13 protein-coding genes are annotated in these 15,843 nt (G+C 39.0%); 2 read left to right on the plus strand and 11 right to left on the minus strand.

What is annotated here, in order from left to right:
• Position 1 precedes the first annotated feature (1 nt).
• The 7 genes from HMPREF0874_RS08040 to HMPREF0874_RS08070 all read right to left on the minus strand — a co-directional run bounded on the left by HMPREF0874_RS08040 (position 2) and on the right by HMPREF0874_RS08070 (position 7,758).
• Positions 2-1,273 carry an O-acetylhomoserine aminocarboxypropyltransferase/cysteine synthase family protein gene (locus tag HMPREF0874_RS08040; RefSeq protein WP_008602970.1) on the minus strand — a complete coding sequence of 424 codons (1,272 nt, stop codon included), beginning with the start codon at positions 1,271-1,273 and terminating at the stop codon, positions 2-4.
• Positions 1,274-1,562: 289 nt separating this feature from the next.
• Positions 1,563-2,522, minus strand: a complete 960-nt coding sequence (metA, locus tag HMPREF0874_RS08045) for a homoserine O-succinyltransferase (RefSeq protein ID WP_008602972.1) — start codon at positions 2,520-2,522, stop codon at positions 1,563-1,565.
• 61 nt (positions 2,523-2,583) lie between these two features.
• Entirely contained in the window at positions 2,584-3,768 is a 1,185-nt protein-coding gene (locus HMPREF0874_RS08050; RefSeq protein ID WP_008602974.1) for a MalY/PatB family protein, read from the minus strand.
• A 10-nt stretch (positions 3,769-3,778) separates the two neighbouring features.
• Complete coding sequence (locus HMPREF0874_RS08055) at positions 3,779-4,912, minus strand: PLP-dependent aspartate aminotransferase family protein (protein ID WP_038125772.1); 1,134 nt, start codon at positions 4,910-4,912, stop codon at positions 3,779-3,781.
• Positions 4,913-5,064: 152 nt separating this feature from the next.
• Positions 5,065-5,568, minus strand: a complete 504-nt coding sequence (locus HMPREF0874_RS08060; RefSeq protein WP_008602979.1) for a hypothetical protein — start codon at positions 5,566-5,568, stop codon at positions 5,065-5,067.
• A 59-nt stretch (positions 5,569-5,627) separates the two neighbouring features.
• The gene (locus HMPREF0874_RS08065; RefSeq protein ID WP_008602981.1) at positions 5,628-6,032 is read right to left on the minus strand and encodes a PACE efflux transporter; all 405 of its coding nucleotides are present in this window, start codon (positions 6,030-6,032) and stop codon (positions 5,628-5,630) included.
• A 259-nt stretch (positions 6,033-6,291) separates the two neighbouring features.
• Complete coding sequence (locus HMPREF0874_RS08070; RefSeq protein WP_008602983.1) at positions 6,292-7,758, minus strand: DASS family sodium-coupled anion symporter; 1,467 nt, start codon at positions 7,756-7,758, stop codon at positions 6,292-6,294.
• 210 nt (positions 7,759-7,968) lie between these two features.
• On the opposite strand from HMPREF0874_RS08070, the gene HMPREF0874_RS08075 reads away from it, so the two are divergent.
• Both HMPREF0874_RS08075 and HMPREF0874_RS08080 read left to right on the plus strand, forming a co-directional pair.
• Entirely contained in the window at positions 7,969-9,882 is a 1,914-nt protein-coding gene (locus HMPREF0874_RS08075; RefSeq protein ID WP_008602985.1) for an ABC transporter ATP-binding protein, read from the plus strand.
• Positions 9,879-11,702, plus strand: a complete 1,824-nt coding sequence (locus HMPREF0874_RS08080) for an ABC transporter ATP-binding protein (RefSeq protein WP_008602986.1) — start codon at positions 9,879-9,881, stop codon at positions 11,700-11,702. The genes HMPREF0874_RS08075 and HMPREF0874_RS08080 overlap by 4 nt, the downstream gene beginning before the upstream one ends.
• 134 nt (positions 11,703-11,836) lie before the next feature.
• On the opposite strand, the gene HMPREF0874_RS08085 is transcribed toward HMPREF0874_RS08080, so the two are convergent.
• From HMPREF0874_RS08085 to HMPREF0874_RS08100, 4 genes are all read right to left on the minus strand, one after another.
• Positions 11,837-12,661, minus strand: a complete 825-nt coding sequence (locus HMPREF0874_RS08085) for a MetQ/NlpA family ABC transporter substrate-binding protein (RefSeq protein ID WP_008602988.1) — start codon at positions 12,659-12,661, stop codon at positions 11,837-11,839.
• 54 nt (positions 12,662-12,715) lie between these two features.
• On the minus strand, positions 12,716-13,387 hold the full coding sequence (locus HMPREF0874_RS08090; RefSeq protein WP_004693945.1) for a methionine ABC transporter permease: 672 nt from the start codon (positions 13,385-13,387) through the stop codon (positions 12,716-12,718).
• On the minus strand, positions 13,387-14,409 hold the full coding sequence (locus HMPREF0874_RS08095; RefSeq protein WP_039965377.1) for a methionine ABC transporter ATP-binding protein: 1,023 nt from the start codon (positions 14,407-14,409) through the stop codon (positions 13,387-13,389). Before HMPREF0874_RS08095 ends, HMPREF0874_RS08090 begins: the two co-directional genes overlap by 1 nt.
• A gap of 251 nt (positions 14,410-14,660) precedes the next feature.
• Positions 14,661-15,527: a DMT family transporter gene (locus tag HMPREF0874_RS08100; protein ID WP_039965380.1), complete on the minus strand. Its 867-nt coding sequence runs from the start codon at positions 15,525-15,527 to the stop codon at positions 14,661-14,663.
• Between the last annotated feature and the right edge of the window lie 316 nt (positions 15,528-15,843).

Genomic DNA, 15,843 nt, shown 5'->3' on the forward strand with positions numbered 1-15,843 from the left:
ATTATGCTTTATCTAAAGCTTGTGCCAAGTCTTCGATGATATCATCGATATTTTCAAGGCCGATGGATACACGGATCATATCTGGTGTTACGCCAGCAGATTTTTGTTGTTCTTCGTTAAGTTGTGCATGTGTTGTGGATGCAGGATGGATAACAAGAGATTTAGCATCTGCTACGTTGGCAAGATTGGAGAAGATTTCCAAAGAATCAACTAGCTTAATACCGGCTTCTTTACCACCTTTTACACCGAATGTGAATACTGCACCAACACCTTTAGGGAAGTATTTATCAGCTAATGCTTTGTATTTGCTGTCTTCTAATTCTGGATAGCTTACCCATGCTACCTTAGGATGTTTGCTCAAGAAATCTACTACTTTACGAGCATTTTCTACGTGACGTTCTACGCGCAAGGACAATGTTTCAATACCTTGCAAGATTTGCCATGCTGCAAGTGGAGTAATGCATGCACCAGTATCACGAAGTAATTGAGCACGAATTTTTACAGTGAATGGGATTGGCAAATCACCAAATACTAATCCATTGTAGTGTTCGTCACCTTCGGAGAAGCCAGGGTATTTACCAGAACCTTTATAGTCGAATTTACCAGATTCTACTACTACGCCAGCCAATGTTGTACCGTGACCACCAAGGTATTTAGTAGCAGAGTGTACAACTACGTCAGCACCATGTTCTAATGGACGGAATAAGTATGGAGATGCAAATGTGTTATCTACGATCAAGATGATATTGTGCTTATGTGCAATATCAGCTATAGCTTGTACATCGATAAGATTAATACCAGGGTTACCAATAGATTCGATATAAACGGCTTTAGTCTTTTCATCGATAGCTGCTTCAAATTCTTCCAAATGATCCGGATTTACGAATTTAGTTTGAATCCCCAAGCGAGGCAATGTAGCAGTAAACAAATTATAAGTACCACCATACAATGTGGATGCAGCAACAATATTATCACCAGCATCTGCTACATTTAAAATAGAGTACGTAACCGCTGCAGAACCAGATGCTACTGCAATACCAGCAGCACCGCCTTCAAGTTGTGCAACACGAGCATCCAATACATCTGTAGTAGGATTACCAAGGCGAGAGTAAATACCACCAGGATTAGTCAATGCAAAACGACCTGCGGCTTCCTCAGCATCTTTAAATACGAAAGATGTAGTTTGATAAATCGGTACTGCACGAGAACCTGTTGGATCCACCGTATGACCAGCATGTAATTGTAATGTTTCAAATCTGTATTGTTTACTCATTATAATAACTCCTTTATATTAACTATATTTTAAGTTCGTTCTTTATGCCTAGTATATTACTATGCTTTAAAAGTTATGTCTACTATTTTTTATATTCTTTTCTCCATAACTTTAAACTATGGTGGACAAAGGAGGATAAAAGCTTTTACCAAAACCACTAAAGCGAACTAAGTCATTTATGAGAAATAAAATCCCCTAATTACTTCCAAAGAACTAGCTCCCTTAAGAGATGTTAGAAGTAATTAGGGGTACATAGTACTATCAATAGATTAGAAATAAGTACTTACATTTAGATGTAAGCGCCTAAATTTTTATCCCGTTCAAATTTCATTTTTTGGATTTGTTCAATGATGTACGGTGTTTCTTGGTATACATAGTAGTTTAACCAGTTTGTAAATAAAAGTGTACTTACAGAGCGCCAGCGCACGATGGGACGTTGTTTCGGATTATTATCTGGGAAGTAGTTTTCAGGAACCGCAATATCCATACCTTTTTTGATATCCCGCACGTACTCACGGTTAAGTGTGTCCCAATCGTATTCAGCATGACCAAATACAAAGATATGTTTATTATCTAAGCTACGAACGATAGCAGCACCTGTTGGTTCAGACCCAGCCAAAAGTTCCAAGTCACGATTTTCCTTAATTTGTTGCAACGAAACTGTGGTGTGACGAGAGTGTGGCATCCAAAACTTTTCATCGAATCCACGCATGAGCACTGGTCGATCATTATAAATATCGTGTTCATAAACACCGAATAATTTCTCATCCATAATAGATTTGTTAATACCAAAGTGATGATATAAACCAGCTTGAGCCCCCCAACATATATAGAAGGTCGAATATACATGTTCTTCGCCCCAGTTCATGATTTCTACGAGTTCAGACCAATAGTCTACCTCTTCAAAAGGCATTAACTCTACAGGAGCACCGGTAATAATCATACCATCAAAGAACTGGTCTTTTACTTCATCAAAGGTGCGGTAAAAGGTTTCTAAATATTGTTCATCTGTATTTTTAGCCTTACGAGATGCGGTATGCAACAATGTTAAATTAACTTGCAATGGGCTATTACTGAGAGCACGCAAAATTTGCGTCTCCGTCACTTCTTTAGTAGGCATCAAATTGACTAGCAAAATTTGCAAAGGTCGGATCTGTTGATTCTCCGCCCGTTCAGTATCCATAACGAAAATATTCTCTTGAGCTAATTTCGTAATGGCCGGTAAATTTTTTATTACTTTAATAGGCATAATATCACCTCTACACACTAAACAATTTGATAACCTAATCTAAATAATTTAACTAAGCTAGTTAAAAACCTCTCGCCTCATAGGCACAACGCCAAGCTTCGAGCCCTTCTTTTAAAATTTTACGAGGACAAGCAACATTAATGCGTTCAAAATCCTCCCCATCGACGCCAAACATAGATCCCGTATCGAGCCATAGCTTGGCATCATTGATGATCCATTCGTCTCGCTCTTTAGGGCTAAGTGGCAATTGAGAGCAATCTAGCCACATGAGATATGTCCCTTCAGGACGATATACATGAATCTTTGGCATATATTTTGCTACATAGTCGATGGTAAATTGAATATTATCTTGAATATATTCTTTCAATTCATCAAGCCAAGGAGCCCCTACTTTGTAGGCCCCTTCACAGCCCACAATCCCCATCGTGTTCAATTGGCTATAACCAGCACGGTCGATTTCTTTGATAAAACGGCGGCGTAAGGAATCATTAGGAATGAAAATATTACTTACTTGTAAGCCTGCAATGTTGAAGGTCTTACTAGGTGCTGTACATACAATACAGTGTTCTGCATAGCTTTCACCAAGAGCGGCAAAGACCTTATGCGTATGACCTTTCCATACAAAATCTGCATGGATTTCATCGCTTACAATGAGCACATTATGTTTAATACAAATATCACCGAGGCGTTTCAACTCGTCCTCAGTCCATACGCGTCCTACCGGATTATGGGGGTTACACAAGAGGAATAATGTAACATTTTCCTCAACGATAGCTCGCTCAATGCCTTCAAAATCGATAGTATATCTCTCTTCGCCTTTGATGAGTGGCACATTGATAAGACGGCGATTGTTATCGTCAATAACCATACTAAATGGGTAGTACACCGGTTGGTTGATGAGCACGCCCTCACCCTCCTTGGTGAAAGCTCGAACAGCCATCGCCAAGGCAAATACTATACCTGGCGTTTTAACGAGCCATTTTTGTTCTGGAGTCCAATTGAAACGTGTGGCGAACCAATTTTTCAACACATCGAAATACTCATCATCAGACTCGGTATAACCAAACACACCATGGTTTACGCGGTCCAATAAAATTTGCTTCAATTCAGGGGGAATTTCAAAATCCATATCCGCTACCCAGAATGGCAACACATCAGCTGGTTTACCGCACTTAACAGCAAAATCATATTTTAAAGATTTCGTGTGCGTTCTATCTAAAATTTGATCAAAATTATATTGTCCCATAGGAACTCCTTTATTTATTAAAAGCTTGTTCCAAATCTGCAATCAAGTCTTCTGTATCTTCAATCCCTACAGATAAACGCAACAAACGACGTGTAATACCTTTACGTTCAGCATCTTCCGGTTTTAAATCTGGATGTGTTTGCGTTACAGGATATGTCAACAAGGATTCTGTACCACCAAGACTTTCAGCGAATTGAATAAGCTTAATACCTTCTAATACTTGTTTAGCCGTTTCTTCGCTGTCTACTTCAAAGGATAGCATGCCTCCAAAGCCTGTTGTTTGAGCTTTATTGATTTCATAACCAGGATGTTCTGGAAGGCCTGGGAACAAAACTTTAGTTACTTTTGGTTGTTTTTTTAGCCATTCAGCAAGAGCAATGGCATTCTTTTGATGTTGCTCCATGCGTAGAGCCAATGTTTTTACACCGCGAATAACGAGCCAGCTATCCATAGCAGATAAACATGCACCTACGGTTTTATATGTTAAACGCAATTTTGCAGCGATTTCTTCGTCTTTTACAATAGTAAAACCAGAAATTACATCGTGATGACCACCGATGAATTTTGTACCACTATGAACAACAATATCGGCACCCAAGGTCAATGGTTTTTGGAAGTATGGGCTCAAGAAGGTATTGTCGATGATTACTAGCGCATTGCGTTCGTGAGCCAATGCACAAAGTGCACGAATATCGGTTATCTCCATCATAGGATTTGTTGGTGTTTCAATATATACAGCCTTTGTATTCGGTTTAAAAGCTGCTTTCACCGCATCAAGATCAGAAGTGCCTACATACGTAAACTCGATACCATTTTGCTCGTAAATATTCGTGAACATGCGGATAGAGCCACCATACAAATCATCACCCAAGATGATATGATCCCCAGGGGAGAATAGATGGAATACTGCGTCCACAGCTGCCATACCGGAGGAAAATGCCAATGCATCTGTACCTTCTTCAAGGCCAGCTATCAATTGTTCCAAACGGTCGCGCGTTGGATTAGACTCGCGCGAATATTGATAACCTGTTGTATCCCCCAACTTTGGATGGGAAAATGTACTAGACATATAGATTGCAGGGGAAATTGCTCCAGTGCTATCTGGTTTGCCACTGCCGTGAACACATTTTGTATTAAATTTCATTCCTATCAACTCCTCATATTTGTATACAATATATTAATTATAAAAGTAGACAATGATTACGGTCAACAAAAATGGGCACTCATAGGTCTTGAGTGCCCTTAAAAGGTCATATATATTTTGAATGGGTTGTCATAACTATAAGTTAAGTTCACCTAATATTTAGTGCGTTTTGTAATAAGTAATGCCAAAATTATACCTAATGACGAAGTTACCAATTGCGGCCAACTAGATACGAAAAGCATGGTATTTACAATCTTTGGTGGAAATTGGAACAAGGAGAAGAACAAGGAATACCCTCCAAAAAGTACACCAGCTTTTACCAAAGCCGCCACAATGATAAGCAATGCCTTTGGTTTATGTTGTAACCAATGAGCTACGAATACATACGCAGTCGTACCAAGAGCCGTAATCAAAATGAACGGTGGTAGCGGTAACATACCTTGTAAATGCGCCACTACCGGAGCAATCCAAGCGATGACGAGACCATTCTTCCAACCATAGCGCCACGTTGCAAGCACAAATGTAGCAGATGTAATGGAACCGATGAGGAACATACTCACCTGGTTTGGAATAAATGGAAACATGAGGCGCAAGCTTTGCGCCAATAAGGCAACGGCCAACAAGAGACCTGTACCTGTAATAGATTTTGTAGACATAAGAACCTCCTACTATACGATATAGATTTTTCAAGAGGTACTTACCTCATATATTAAAACTAAGCTTCTACAAATAATAAACGTGCCCGATCATACACCCAATTATAAACATACGTATAACCTAATATGACTAATGTCATCGTTATATCTGTAACAAAGGCCATCCAAAAGCTCATATGCATCATGTACATAATAATCGGTACTGTAGCAAGCATAAACAAACCTTCAAACAACACCGCATGAACTGTACGGATTACAGGACCTCGTGCTAATCGATCACCTGGTACTAGTTTATCAAATATCCAGTTAAACACAAAATTCCAAACCATAGCCAGTAAGGAAAAAATAACCATCAAAGCAAGAGGCTGACCCTCATGAGGAACAAACTGCATCACCGACCAGCCAATCATAACACAGCCTAACTCATATAAAATCGACTGTACAACACGCTCTGTAGCAGACATAATAATAAACCAGCTCCATCAGAAACCCCAAAAAAGATATTTACTATCACATCAATATTATATTTATTTTCTTAGATTTGTCGAGCTCTATCGAGTTTTTCCATTTTCGGATATAAAGAAAGCTACTCGTAGTATTCTGTAAGCTCGACTTACTTTTCCTAAAGTGAGTATTGTTATTTTAAGATAGAAGAAGCCGCCATATGTCTGTCCAGCGACTTGCAGCGAATGGAGCGCAGAGAGACATATGGCGGCGGAAAGCCTATCCTAAAAGTGGCATTACGAACTGAATCCATGGAATACCCACCACAATGAATATAGCAAGGTAGATAATCCCAAAGATAGCACCTAGTTTCCAAAATTCAGGACCTTTATTATAGCCACTAGCAAACCAAATTGGGCTATGACCAGTACCATAAGGGGTAAGAATCCCCATAATCCCCATTGGTACTAAAAGAATCAACATAACTTGAGCTGGATCAACACCAGGAATCTGAAGAATTAGAGTAGCAAACAAACCTACCATAGCTGTTACATAAGCAGTGCCAGAAGCAAAGAAGTAACGAAGTAAGCAAAATGCTAATAACAAGCCAAGAACAGCCATTGTTGGATCTAAAGAAACTAAAGAACCACCTGCAGATTTAGCAAGCCATTCCAAGAATCCTACATTTTTAAGCCCCGAAGCCATAGGCACAAGTGTGGCAAACCAAGTCAAAACATTCCATGCTGGTTTGTTAGCAAGGAAATCTTGCCAAGTCATAATCTTAGTAAAAATCATCAAGATAATAACAATTAAAGCCGTTGTAGTTGGGTTGATTTTAAATGTAGAAGCACCAATCCACAATACAAGAGCTAACACAGAAATCAAGGCCATGAAGATTTCACTGCGTGTCATGGAGCCTAATTTCTTATATTCATCCTTTGCCCATGCTGCAATTTCAGGGGAACCTTTTACCTCCGGTTTGCAGAATACATACGTCAACAATGGTGTAATGATAAATAGAATAATACCTACTGGCAAGAATGCTAAGAACCATGTACCCCAGTTGGCAGCTACGATACCCGACTTAGCAGACAATTCAAGAGCCAATGGATTTGGCGCCGCACCAGTCAAGAAAATAGAACTAGATACACAAGTTGTTGCCAATGCTACCCAATTTAAATAAGAACCAATTTTACGAGGATTCTTATCTGGATAAGAATCGAACATCGGACAAATACTGGATACGATTGGATAAATCGTACCACCAGAACGAGCCGCATTACTTGGAATAAATGGAGCCAACACAAGGTCAGTAATAGCAATGGCATAACCAAGGCCTAAAGAGGACTTTCCAAGCTTGGCTACGAGGAACAATGCAATACGTCGGCCAAGGCCAGAATTTTCATAACCGATACCGATCATAAATGCTGCGAATATCAACCACACGATGGCATTAGAGAAACCGCTAAGCCCCCAGCTGATAGCTTGAGCATCCGTAATAGCCTTTGCTACACCAGTTGCTTTGTCTACAATAGGTGCTGGACCAACCTTAAATAACATAGATACGGTAACAGCAATGATACCGATAAAAGCAGGTGGGATTGGTTCTAAAATCAACCCCACCACGAGGCCTGCAAAAATACTTACATAAATCCAAGAATTTGGACTAAGGCCTTCAGGCGCACCGATGAGCCATACAAGAATAGCTACTACAAGCGGTGCGAATAATTTCCAATTCGACTTCATTAGGAACACTCCTTACTAAAAATAAAACTGCAAAATTGCTAATACAGTATAGCAGAATATTTTTAGTAAAAATATAATATTCGTCATAATACTTATTGATTGATACTAAACTTTTAGTAATAGTTTTTACTAGATATTTTTGGTTTTATACAATATAATATAAACATCGAAAATCACTAATATATCGAAAGATATGTCGAAAGGATTGAAATGAAGTTAATTTCTAGTTATATAAAACCTTTATGGTTCTCTATTATCATTGTGTCACTTCTTTCGTTACTCAATGTAGCAGGCACTTTATATATACCAACCTTAACAGCTACCATCATCAATGACGGTGTCCTCCATGGTGATTTAGAGATGATTACTAACTCTAGTGCAACGATGCTTATCGTTGCACTATTAACAGTATCGTCTGCCATCCTAGGTGTTGCTATGAGCGCTCATATTTCAGCCTCTATAGGCAAGGTATTGCGCGACAATTTGGTGAAAGCTATACAAGCCTTTTCACTACGCGACTTTACACACTTTGGTACAGGCACCATACTCATGCGGACCAGCCGAGACGTTGAGAAAATTCAATCAGTTCTAGGAGAAGGTTTAAATATGATTCTCCCTATGCCTCTCATGATATGTATTGGTCTAGGACTAACCTTCTATAAGAGCTGGCAACTAGGTCTCGTCATCCTCGCTGTTATGGCATTCATGATACTGACCATAATCTTTATTGAAAGTCGCGCCTTACCTATTATTAAAGCGTTACAACTAAAACTAGATACTATTACCGATATGGTACGTGATCATATTGTGGGCATGCCTGTTATACGAGCTTTCAATAGAAGATATTACGAAAATACTAAAGAAATAGAAATTTTTACAGAAACAGCTCAACTAAATAAAAGATTACGCCAAACCTTTGCTATTGGTTTACCGACTATATTAATTCTCTTTAACATGAGTACCGTTGCTATCCTTTGGCTCGGAGGCTATAACGTAAGCATAGGATCCCTACAAATAGGTGACATTATGGCCGTTATTGAATACGCTAACCTTATCCTCTTAAGTATGCTCATGGCTATTTTCGTCATCATAGATATACCCGAAGCTATCGTATGTTACACCCGTATTCGAGAATTATTGGAACACGAAAACTCTGATACATTCCCTGAACCATATAATAAAAATACAAATTTAGACACCTATTATATAGTTAACCAAAAAGATAGTAAAAATTTTATAGATTTGGCATCAGCATCGGCATCGGCATCGGCATCGGCATCGGCATCGGCATCGGCATCGGCATCGGCATCGGCATCGGCATCGGCATCGGCATCGGCATCGGCATCGGCATCGGCATCGGCAAACGATGATACTCCACTTCTGGAATTTCGCAATGTTACGTTCCGTTACGATAATGCAGAATCGCCGGCTTTAGAAAATATTTCCTTTACCGTTCATCACGGTGAAACATTGGCTATTATGGGTGATATTGGTTCTGGTAAAAGTACGATTACAAACCTAATCCCTCGCCTATTCTCCATTGAGTCTGGAGACATTCTCTTCAAAGGCAAATCCATCTATGAATGGAATGTAGATGACTTACGCTCACGCATCGGTTATGTCCCACAAAAAGCCTACTTATTTACAGGGACTGTAGAAATGAACATCCGTTACGGTGCTGCACCAAGCCAAGATATTTCAGTTCAAGATATAGAAAATGCATGCCGATTATCTAAGGCGGATGAATTTATTAGTCGCCTTGAAGGTGCTTACCAATATATCATCTCCCAAGGTGGCACTAATCTATCTGGAGGTCAACGCCAACGTCTTGCCATGGCTAGAGCGCTCGTGCGCAAACCAGATTTATTTATATTCGATGATAGTTTCTCTGCTCTCGACGGCACCACAGAGCGTGCCGTTCGCACCGTATTACATGAGGAATTGCAAAAGGACAATCGCCCCGCTCTCATCTCTGTAGAGCAAAAGGTAAGTGCTGCAAAAAAGGCAGACCACATCTTAATCATCAACAGAGGTCAAGTGGCAGGGTATGGCACTCATGATGAGTTAGCTGAAAACTCTACCGTATATAAACAAATTTTAGCATCTCAGGAGGTGACAGCATGAACCCATTACGTCGTTTCCTGATCGATTCTAAAAGCCAATGGGGTTGGCTAGCACTACTCATCTTAGCCCTTATCACAGCAGCTATGTTTGAGGTATCAGCTCCAGTATTACTTGGCAAGGTCGTAGATGCTATTATTAGCGGATTACAAACAAACCAAGACATTAATACCATATTCGCCTCTATTGATACAATCATCCTCTGGCTTATTGCCATCTATGGAGGTCATGCTTTATTCACATACTTCGGCGAATACATGATGGCCTCTATTGGATCAAAAACAGTGCTCGCCTTGCGTACACGCATGAGTACTCACTTATACTCATTGCCTATCGAATACTTTCACGATCACCAACGTGGTGATCTTCTAAGCCGTCTAACCTCTGATTTGGATGCCGTTGCTGAAACGATAGGTGAAGGTGTGCCCGGTCTCGTGTCCGCCATTATCGGAATCATCGGCGCCACTGCAATGATGCTCTGGATCAGTCCGATTTTGGGAACATCCATCATCGTCATCATACTGATTGGTATCGTATGCTTAACGTGGCTATCTAAACGAGCCCGCCGCGTGTATCTTAGAAATCAGAATGCATTAGGCGCTTTCAACAGTGGCATAGAAGAAATCGTTGTAGGCAAGCCAATTATTCAAACCTTTGGTCTAGAAGAGACTACAACTCGCCAAGTAAATATACTGAATGACAATCTATTTAAAAGTATGCGAAGTGCTGCTTTCACCAGTCAGCTTGTAGAGCCTCTCGTAAAATTTTTAAATCAATTTACCTATTGCCTCGTCGCTATTCAAGGCGGTCTTATGGTATTACGTGGGTCCATTTCCATTGGGGATATTCAGGCATTCTTCCTCTATGTAGGTCAGGTATCCGACCCCCTATCTCGTAGTTCCTATATTATGACAAAATTCCAAGAAACCGCTGCAGCCTTAGGCCGTATTTACGAGGTAATTGATGCCCCATCTGAAATTGATGATGGAAAATTGACATTATCCAATAGCTCATCAAAAACTGATAGAGACGCTATTAGTACTAACACATCTATGACGGCCAATCAACCAAGTAATCAAGCTCATACGGGGACAATTGATTTTGAGCATGTTGATTTTGGTTATACACCGTCCAATGTGTTTATGAAGGATATTAATATTCACATTCCAGCTGGCTCTATGGTAGCCATCGTAGGCCCTACCGGAGCTGGCAAATCTACATTAGTGAATCTCATCATGCGCTTCTATGACATTAAAAATGGTCGTATCACTATTGACGGTGTAGATATTCGGGATTTGTCTCGTGAAAGCTTACATAATACGGTAGGAATGGTATTGCAAGACGCTTGGATTTTCACGGGTACTATCGCCGATAACATTGGCTACAGCAAACCAAATGCTACACGTGAAGAAATTGAGTATGTCGCAAAGCTTGCCATGGCAGATCACTTTATCCGTACATTACCCAATGGATATGATACGATGCTCAACCGAGGTGGTGATGATCTCTCCCAAGGTCAACGCCAATTAATTACCATCGCTCGGGCTTTCTTAGCCGATCCTAGCATTCTCATCCTTGACGAAGCAACGGCTAACGTAGATACCCGCACCGAAGTAGAGGTTCAAAAAGCGATGAACACTCTTCTCAAAGGTCGAACTAGTATCGTTATCGCCCATCGCTTGTCTACAATAAAAAATGCGGACTTCCTACTAGTGGTAGAAAATGGTACCATTGTAGAACAAGGGACACATGATGAACTCATGGCACTTAACGGATACTATAAAAAACTATATGAAAACTATGCTGTAGGAATGACAGTATAGAATAATAATTTTATCAATCTTACACATGGAAATCTCCTGAGATTATTCTGTAAACGGCAAAATAACCGCTGACAAGTAGTAACTTATCAGCGGTTATTTTATTTGTGCACATGTATAGTACGTTTTTCTATCAATTATTCACCTTTTGGTACAAACCATAAACCGTTATTATTTTTTTCCATGTAGTCCTTAAATTCTTGAGAATGATAAGCTGCTACAATATCTTTTGCCCATTGAGCCTCTTTGTTTTTCTCGTTAACTACAAGTTGTAATAACCATTGTGGCAATACATCCTCATTTGCCAATGCAGATTTAGGGTCAATTTTTGCATTATAAATGATAGCTCCTGTAATAACAATATAATCAAAATCAGTACGTACAGAAGGAATTGTAAGGGACTTCATTTCTGTAAATTTAAGATGTTTAGGATTTTCAATAATATCTGCTTGTGTGACTGTCGCTAAGTCTTTATTAGGATCAAGTTTAATCCAACCGATTTTTTGCAACAACGCATAGGCACGAGCCATGTTAGATGCATCATTAGGAACTGCAATAGTATCGCCATCAGCTACTTGATCTAAAGATGTCTTAGAACCACTAAAGATACCAGCTGGCACTGTTGGAATTGGAGTCAATGCTACAAGATGACCATTTTGTTTTTCGTTGAAGTTTTTCATGTATGCTGTATGTTGTTCAACATTAAAATCCACTTCACCATCACTCAATACTTGGTCTGCTTGTACCAAGTCAGACATATCTACACCTTTGAAGGTATAGCCTTGTTTTTCTAAAATTGGTTTTACACCTTTTTCAAACAATTCAGAATAAGGGCCTTGAGATTTACTATAGGTTAATTCTTTTTTAGCACCATTATCACTATTATTAGAACCACAACCTGCGATAAAAGCTACGCTAAATACTAATGCCATACCAAGGGCAAGGAATTTTTTAAATTTCATAGTACATTCTCCTATACTTTCACAATCCATATAACTAAAATCTATTTCATCAAATTAGGAACGACGCGCACGACGTGCAAAGTAGTTACCTATTGTTTGAATAATTTGAACAAAAATAATTAAAATAACAACGGTAAATAGCATCAATGGGAAGTTCAACCGTTCATAACCATAGGTAAGGGCCAAATCACCTACACCACCTGCACCAATAGCACCCGCCATAGCAGTAGCACCGATAAGACCTATGGTACCTGTTGTAATAGATAGAATAAGCGAACCCTTTGCCTCTGGTAAAAGGAAATGCCAAATCACCTCAAAATGAGAGGCCCCCATCGACTGTGCAGCCTCAATAATGCCTTTATTGACCTCTAAAATAGAGTTTTCAAAGAGTCGAGCAAGATAAGGCGCAATGAATATAACAAGCGGTACGATGGCCGCTGTTGTACCAACACGAGTACCAACAATCATCTTTGTTAATGGCAAGATAAACACCATCAAAATGATAAATGGTACAGAACGCACGATATTAACAATTGTATTTGTTATAGTATAGACCACACTATTTTTAATGATGCCATTAGGATTTGTCACCACTAGTGTAACTGCGATAATTAGACCTAGTACGGTACCAATGAATAAAGACAGGAACACCATATATAATGTCTGTTCTGCAGCTAGTACTAACTGTGAACCTGGAACTCCAAGTTCTTGCATAAAGAAGTCCATTATAGTGTCACCTCCTGCCATTCGATGCCTTGTGTCACAAGATACTCTTTTACCTTGCCCATTTCCAAATCATCACCAATAAACTGAACAATGAAAATACCAAGTACCGTATGCTCTAACTCTGTTACCGTAGCAAACAACACACTCGTTTCTAAATCAAAAGTTTTATTAATATGATATAGCACATTATCAGTTGTATTATTTCCTAAGAAGTGCATTTTAAGTATTGTGTAAGGCCTTTTATCACAAGCCAAGGTATGTTTCACTGTAGATGGGATTTCATCAGGAATAACAGTCCTAACAAATCGTTTTGTTGTTTCATGCTTAGGTTTACTAAACACCTCAAGTACAGAACCTCTCTCGATAAGCTTCCCATGTTCCATAACTACAACGCGATTACATATCTTTTGGATTACATCTATCTCATGAGTTACGATAACGACTGTTACCCCTAGTTCACGATTAACGCGTTCTAATAATTGAAGAATAGACTCTGTTGTATCTGGATCAAGAGCACTTGTTGCTTCATCGCAAAGCAGAATTGATGGATCTGTAGCCAACGCACGAGCAATACCAACGCGCTGCTTTTGACCACCAGATAATTCTCCTGGATAGGCATTTGCCTTATCACCTAAATCAACAAAGTCTAACAAGGTTTTAACCTTGTTATCAATCTCTGATTTAGAAACTTTATTTAGAATTAATGGAATCGCCACATTATCATACACAGATTTAGCATTCAATAAATTGAACTGTTGAAACACCATGCCGATGCGCTTACGAACCTTTCTGAGCTCGTTAAAACTTAAACCATTGATATTCACACCATCTATTTCAACATGACCAGAGGTAGGTACCTCTAAAGCATTAATCATGCGTAACAGTGTAGATTTACCGGCTCCACTAAAGCCAATAATACCAAATATGTCGCCTCTTTCTATGGTAAAGTTTACATCAGATAATGCAGTAACCTTTTGCTTATTAACATCAAACTCTTTCGTTACATTTCGTATAGCAATCACTGTACCGCCTCTTTTCCTGCAATTTAGTAGGAATTAAACTTAAATTTAAAACATATTTATAAGGTATGATTTAATTATGTACTTAGATTACTACAATTTATAAGGACTGTCAAACCAAAAAAGAACCTCACCAGTTAAAAGGTTGAGGTTCTTTTATTATATAACTCTTATCTTATAAGGGTTTACATCCCTATTTATCTAATTTTATATTTTTACATCAATCTGAACCGATTCAGACACTAACAAATAACTTATCTATATCGATTAAAGAGATATAGGGATCCTAAAATGACAGGCGCCCCTATATAGAGACCCATATTAGGTATTTCCCCCAATAAGAAGGCTGCTACAATAGCTGCCACTATAGGCGAGATATACATAAAATTAGTTACATCAGAAACCTTTTCAGCATGTTCCAAGGCATAGCTCCAGAATACAAAGCCTAACGCACTAGATAGGAATGCTAAATAGGCCATAGCAAATTTTGCACTAATCGGTGCCACCACAATCAATTCAATAGCATGTTCCGCAAAGGGCAATGCCATAATAGCCCCCGTAAACATAGACCACATGGCGATAGTGATAGGCTTATGTCCCTTTAAACTAAGTCCACGATTTAGAATATTATACACTGCAAAGAGTATCATCCCTAACAAAGTCCACAAGGCTCCTACAGGAATAGTAAGGGCGGAATTCCATAGAATAATTATGGCTACACCTATAAATGCAGTTATGGTAAATAGCCATCCTATAGGTCGTATTGTATCCTTATAAATAATCGTGGCCATCAGTGCTGTCGTCATCGGAGTCAAGGCCATAATAATACTGGATGTGGCCGCTGGAATTGTGCGCAAGCCTTCATTAAATACAACTTGGTAAAGAAAATTCCCTGTAGCACCTAACAGAATATATAGTCCCCACTCACGCCATGTTGTCGGTATATGTAGCCCTTTTACAACACCGATTACCAGCATAAGTAAAGCGCCACCCATGACCCTTGCCACAGACAATGTCAATGAATCTACTGACTGTAATGCTATTTTACTGAAAGGAAATGCAGTAGCCCACACCGCAATAGTAGCAGAAGCACCTAAAAGTGCTTTCTTTCGATTTGTCATTAACATCCACCTTTCAATAGCATTCGCCTATACAATCTTATAATCCACTTTGATTAACGTATATTCTATCCAAATTATTTCTATCTTGATTCATTCTACCAAGATCATGTTATCTACATGTTTTATAGCTTAATAACACTATCTCAATAGTACCATAATATACCCCTAACACTACAATAAATTAAATCATATTTTTTATTCCTATGAAGGGGATGCTTTGTTCCTTATGGGACCTACAAAATGTGTAACAAAGTCGTTAGAAAAAGTAATAACGCTTTATGAAAACTATGTAGCAGATATGTCTATGTATTTAATA

Origin of the sequence: Veillonella sp. 6_1_27, from assembly GCF_000163735.1 — a bacterium.
Classification (GTDB): Bacteria; Bacillota; Negativicutes; order Veillonellales; family Veillonellaceae; genus Veillonella; species Veillonella parvula_A.

Excerpts from the sequence above, each read along its gene's own strand:
- HMPREF0874_RS08040 (WP_008602970.1), bottom strand. The coding sequence starts at position 1,273 with ATGAGTAAACAATACAGATTTGAAACATTACAATTACATGCTGGTCAT.
- metA (WP_008602972.1), bottom strand. The coding sequence starts at position 2,522 with ATGCCTATTAAAGTAATAAAAAATTTACCGGCCATTACGAAATTAGCT.
- HMPREF0874_RS08050 (WP_008602974.1), bottom strand. The coding sequence starts at position 3,768 with ATGGGACAATATAATTTTGATCAAATTTTAGATAGAACGCACACGAAA.
- HMPREF0874_RS08055 (WP_038125772.1), bottom strand. The coding sequence starts at position 4,912 with ATGAAATTTAATACAAAATGTGTTCACGGCAGTGGCAAACCAGATAGC.
- HMPREF0874_RS08060 (WP_008602979.1), bottom strand. The coding sequence starts at position 5,568 with ATGTCTACAAAATCTATTACAGGTACAGGTCTCTTGTTGGCCGTTGCC.
- HMPREF0874_RS08065 (WP_008602981.1), bottom strand. The coding sequence starts at position 6,032 with ATGTCTGCTACAGAGCGTGTTGTACAGTCGATTTTATATGAGTTAGGC.
- HMPREF0874_RS08070 (WP_008602983.1), bottom strand. The coding sequence starts at position 7,758 with ATGAAGTCGAATTGGAAATTATTCGCACCGCTTGTAGTAGCTATTCTT.
- HMPREF0874_RS08075 (WP_008602985.1), top strand. The coding sequence starts at position 7,969 with ATGAAGTTAATTTCTAGTTATATAAAACCTTTATGGTTCTCTATTATC.
- HMPREF0874_RS08080 (WP_008602986.1), top strand. The coding sequence starts at position 9,879 with ATGAACCCATTACGTCGTTTCCTGATCGATTCTAAAAGCCAATGGGGT.
- HMPREF0874_RS08085 (WP_008602988.1), bottom strand. The coding sequence starts at position 12,661 with ATGAAATTTAAAAAATTCCTTGCCCTTGGTATGGCATTAGTATTTAGC.
- HMPREF0874_RS08090 (WP_004693945.1), bottom strand. The coding sequence starts at position 13,387 with ATGGACTTCTTTATGCAAGAACTTGGAGTTCCAGGTTCACAGTTAGTA.
- HMPREF0874_RS08100 (WP_039965380.1), bottom strand. The coding sequence starts at position 15,527 with ATGACAAATCGAAAGAAAGCACTTTTAGGTGCTTCTGCTACTATTGCG.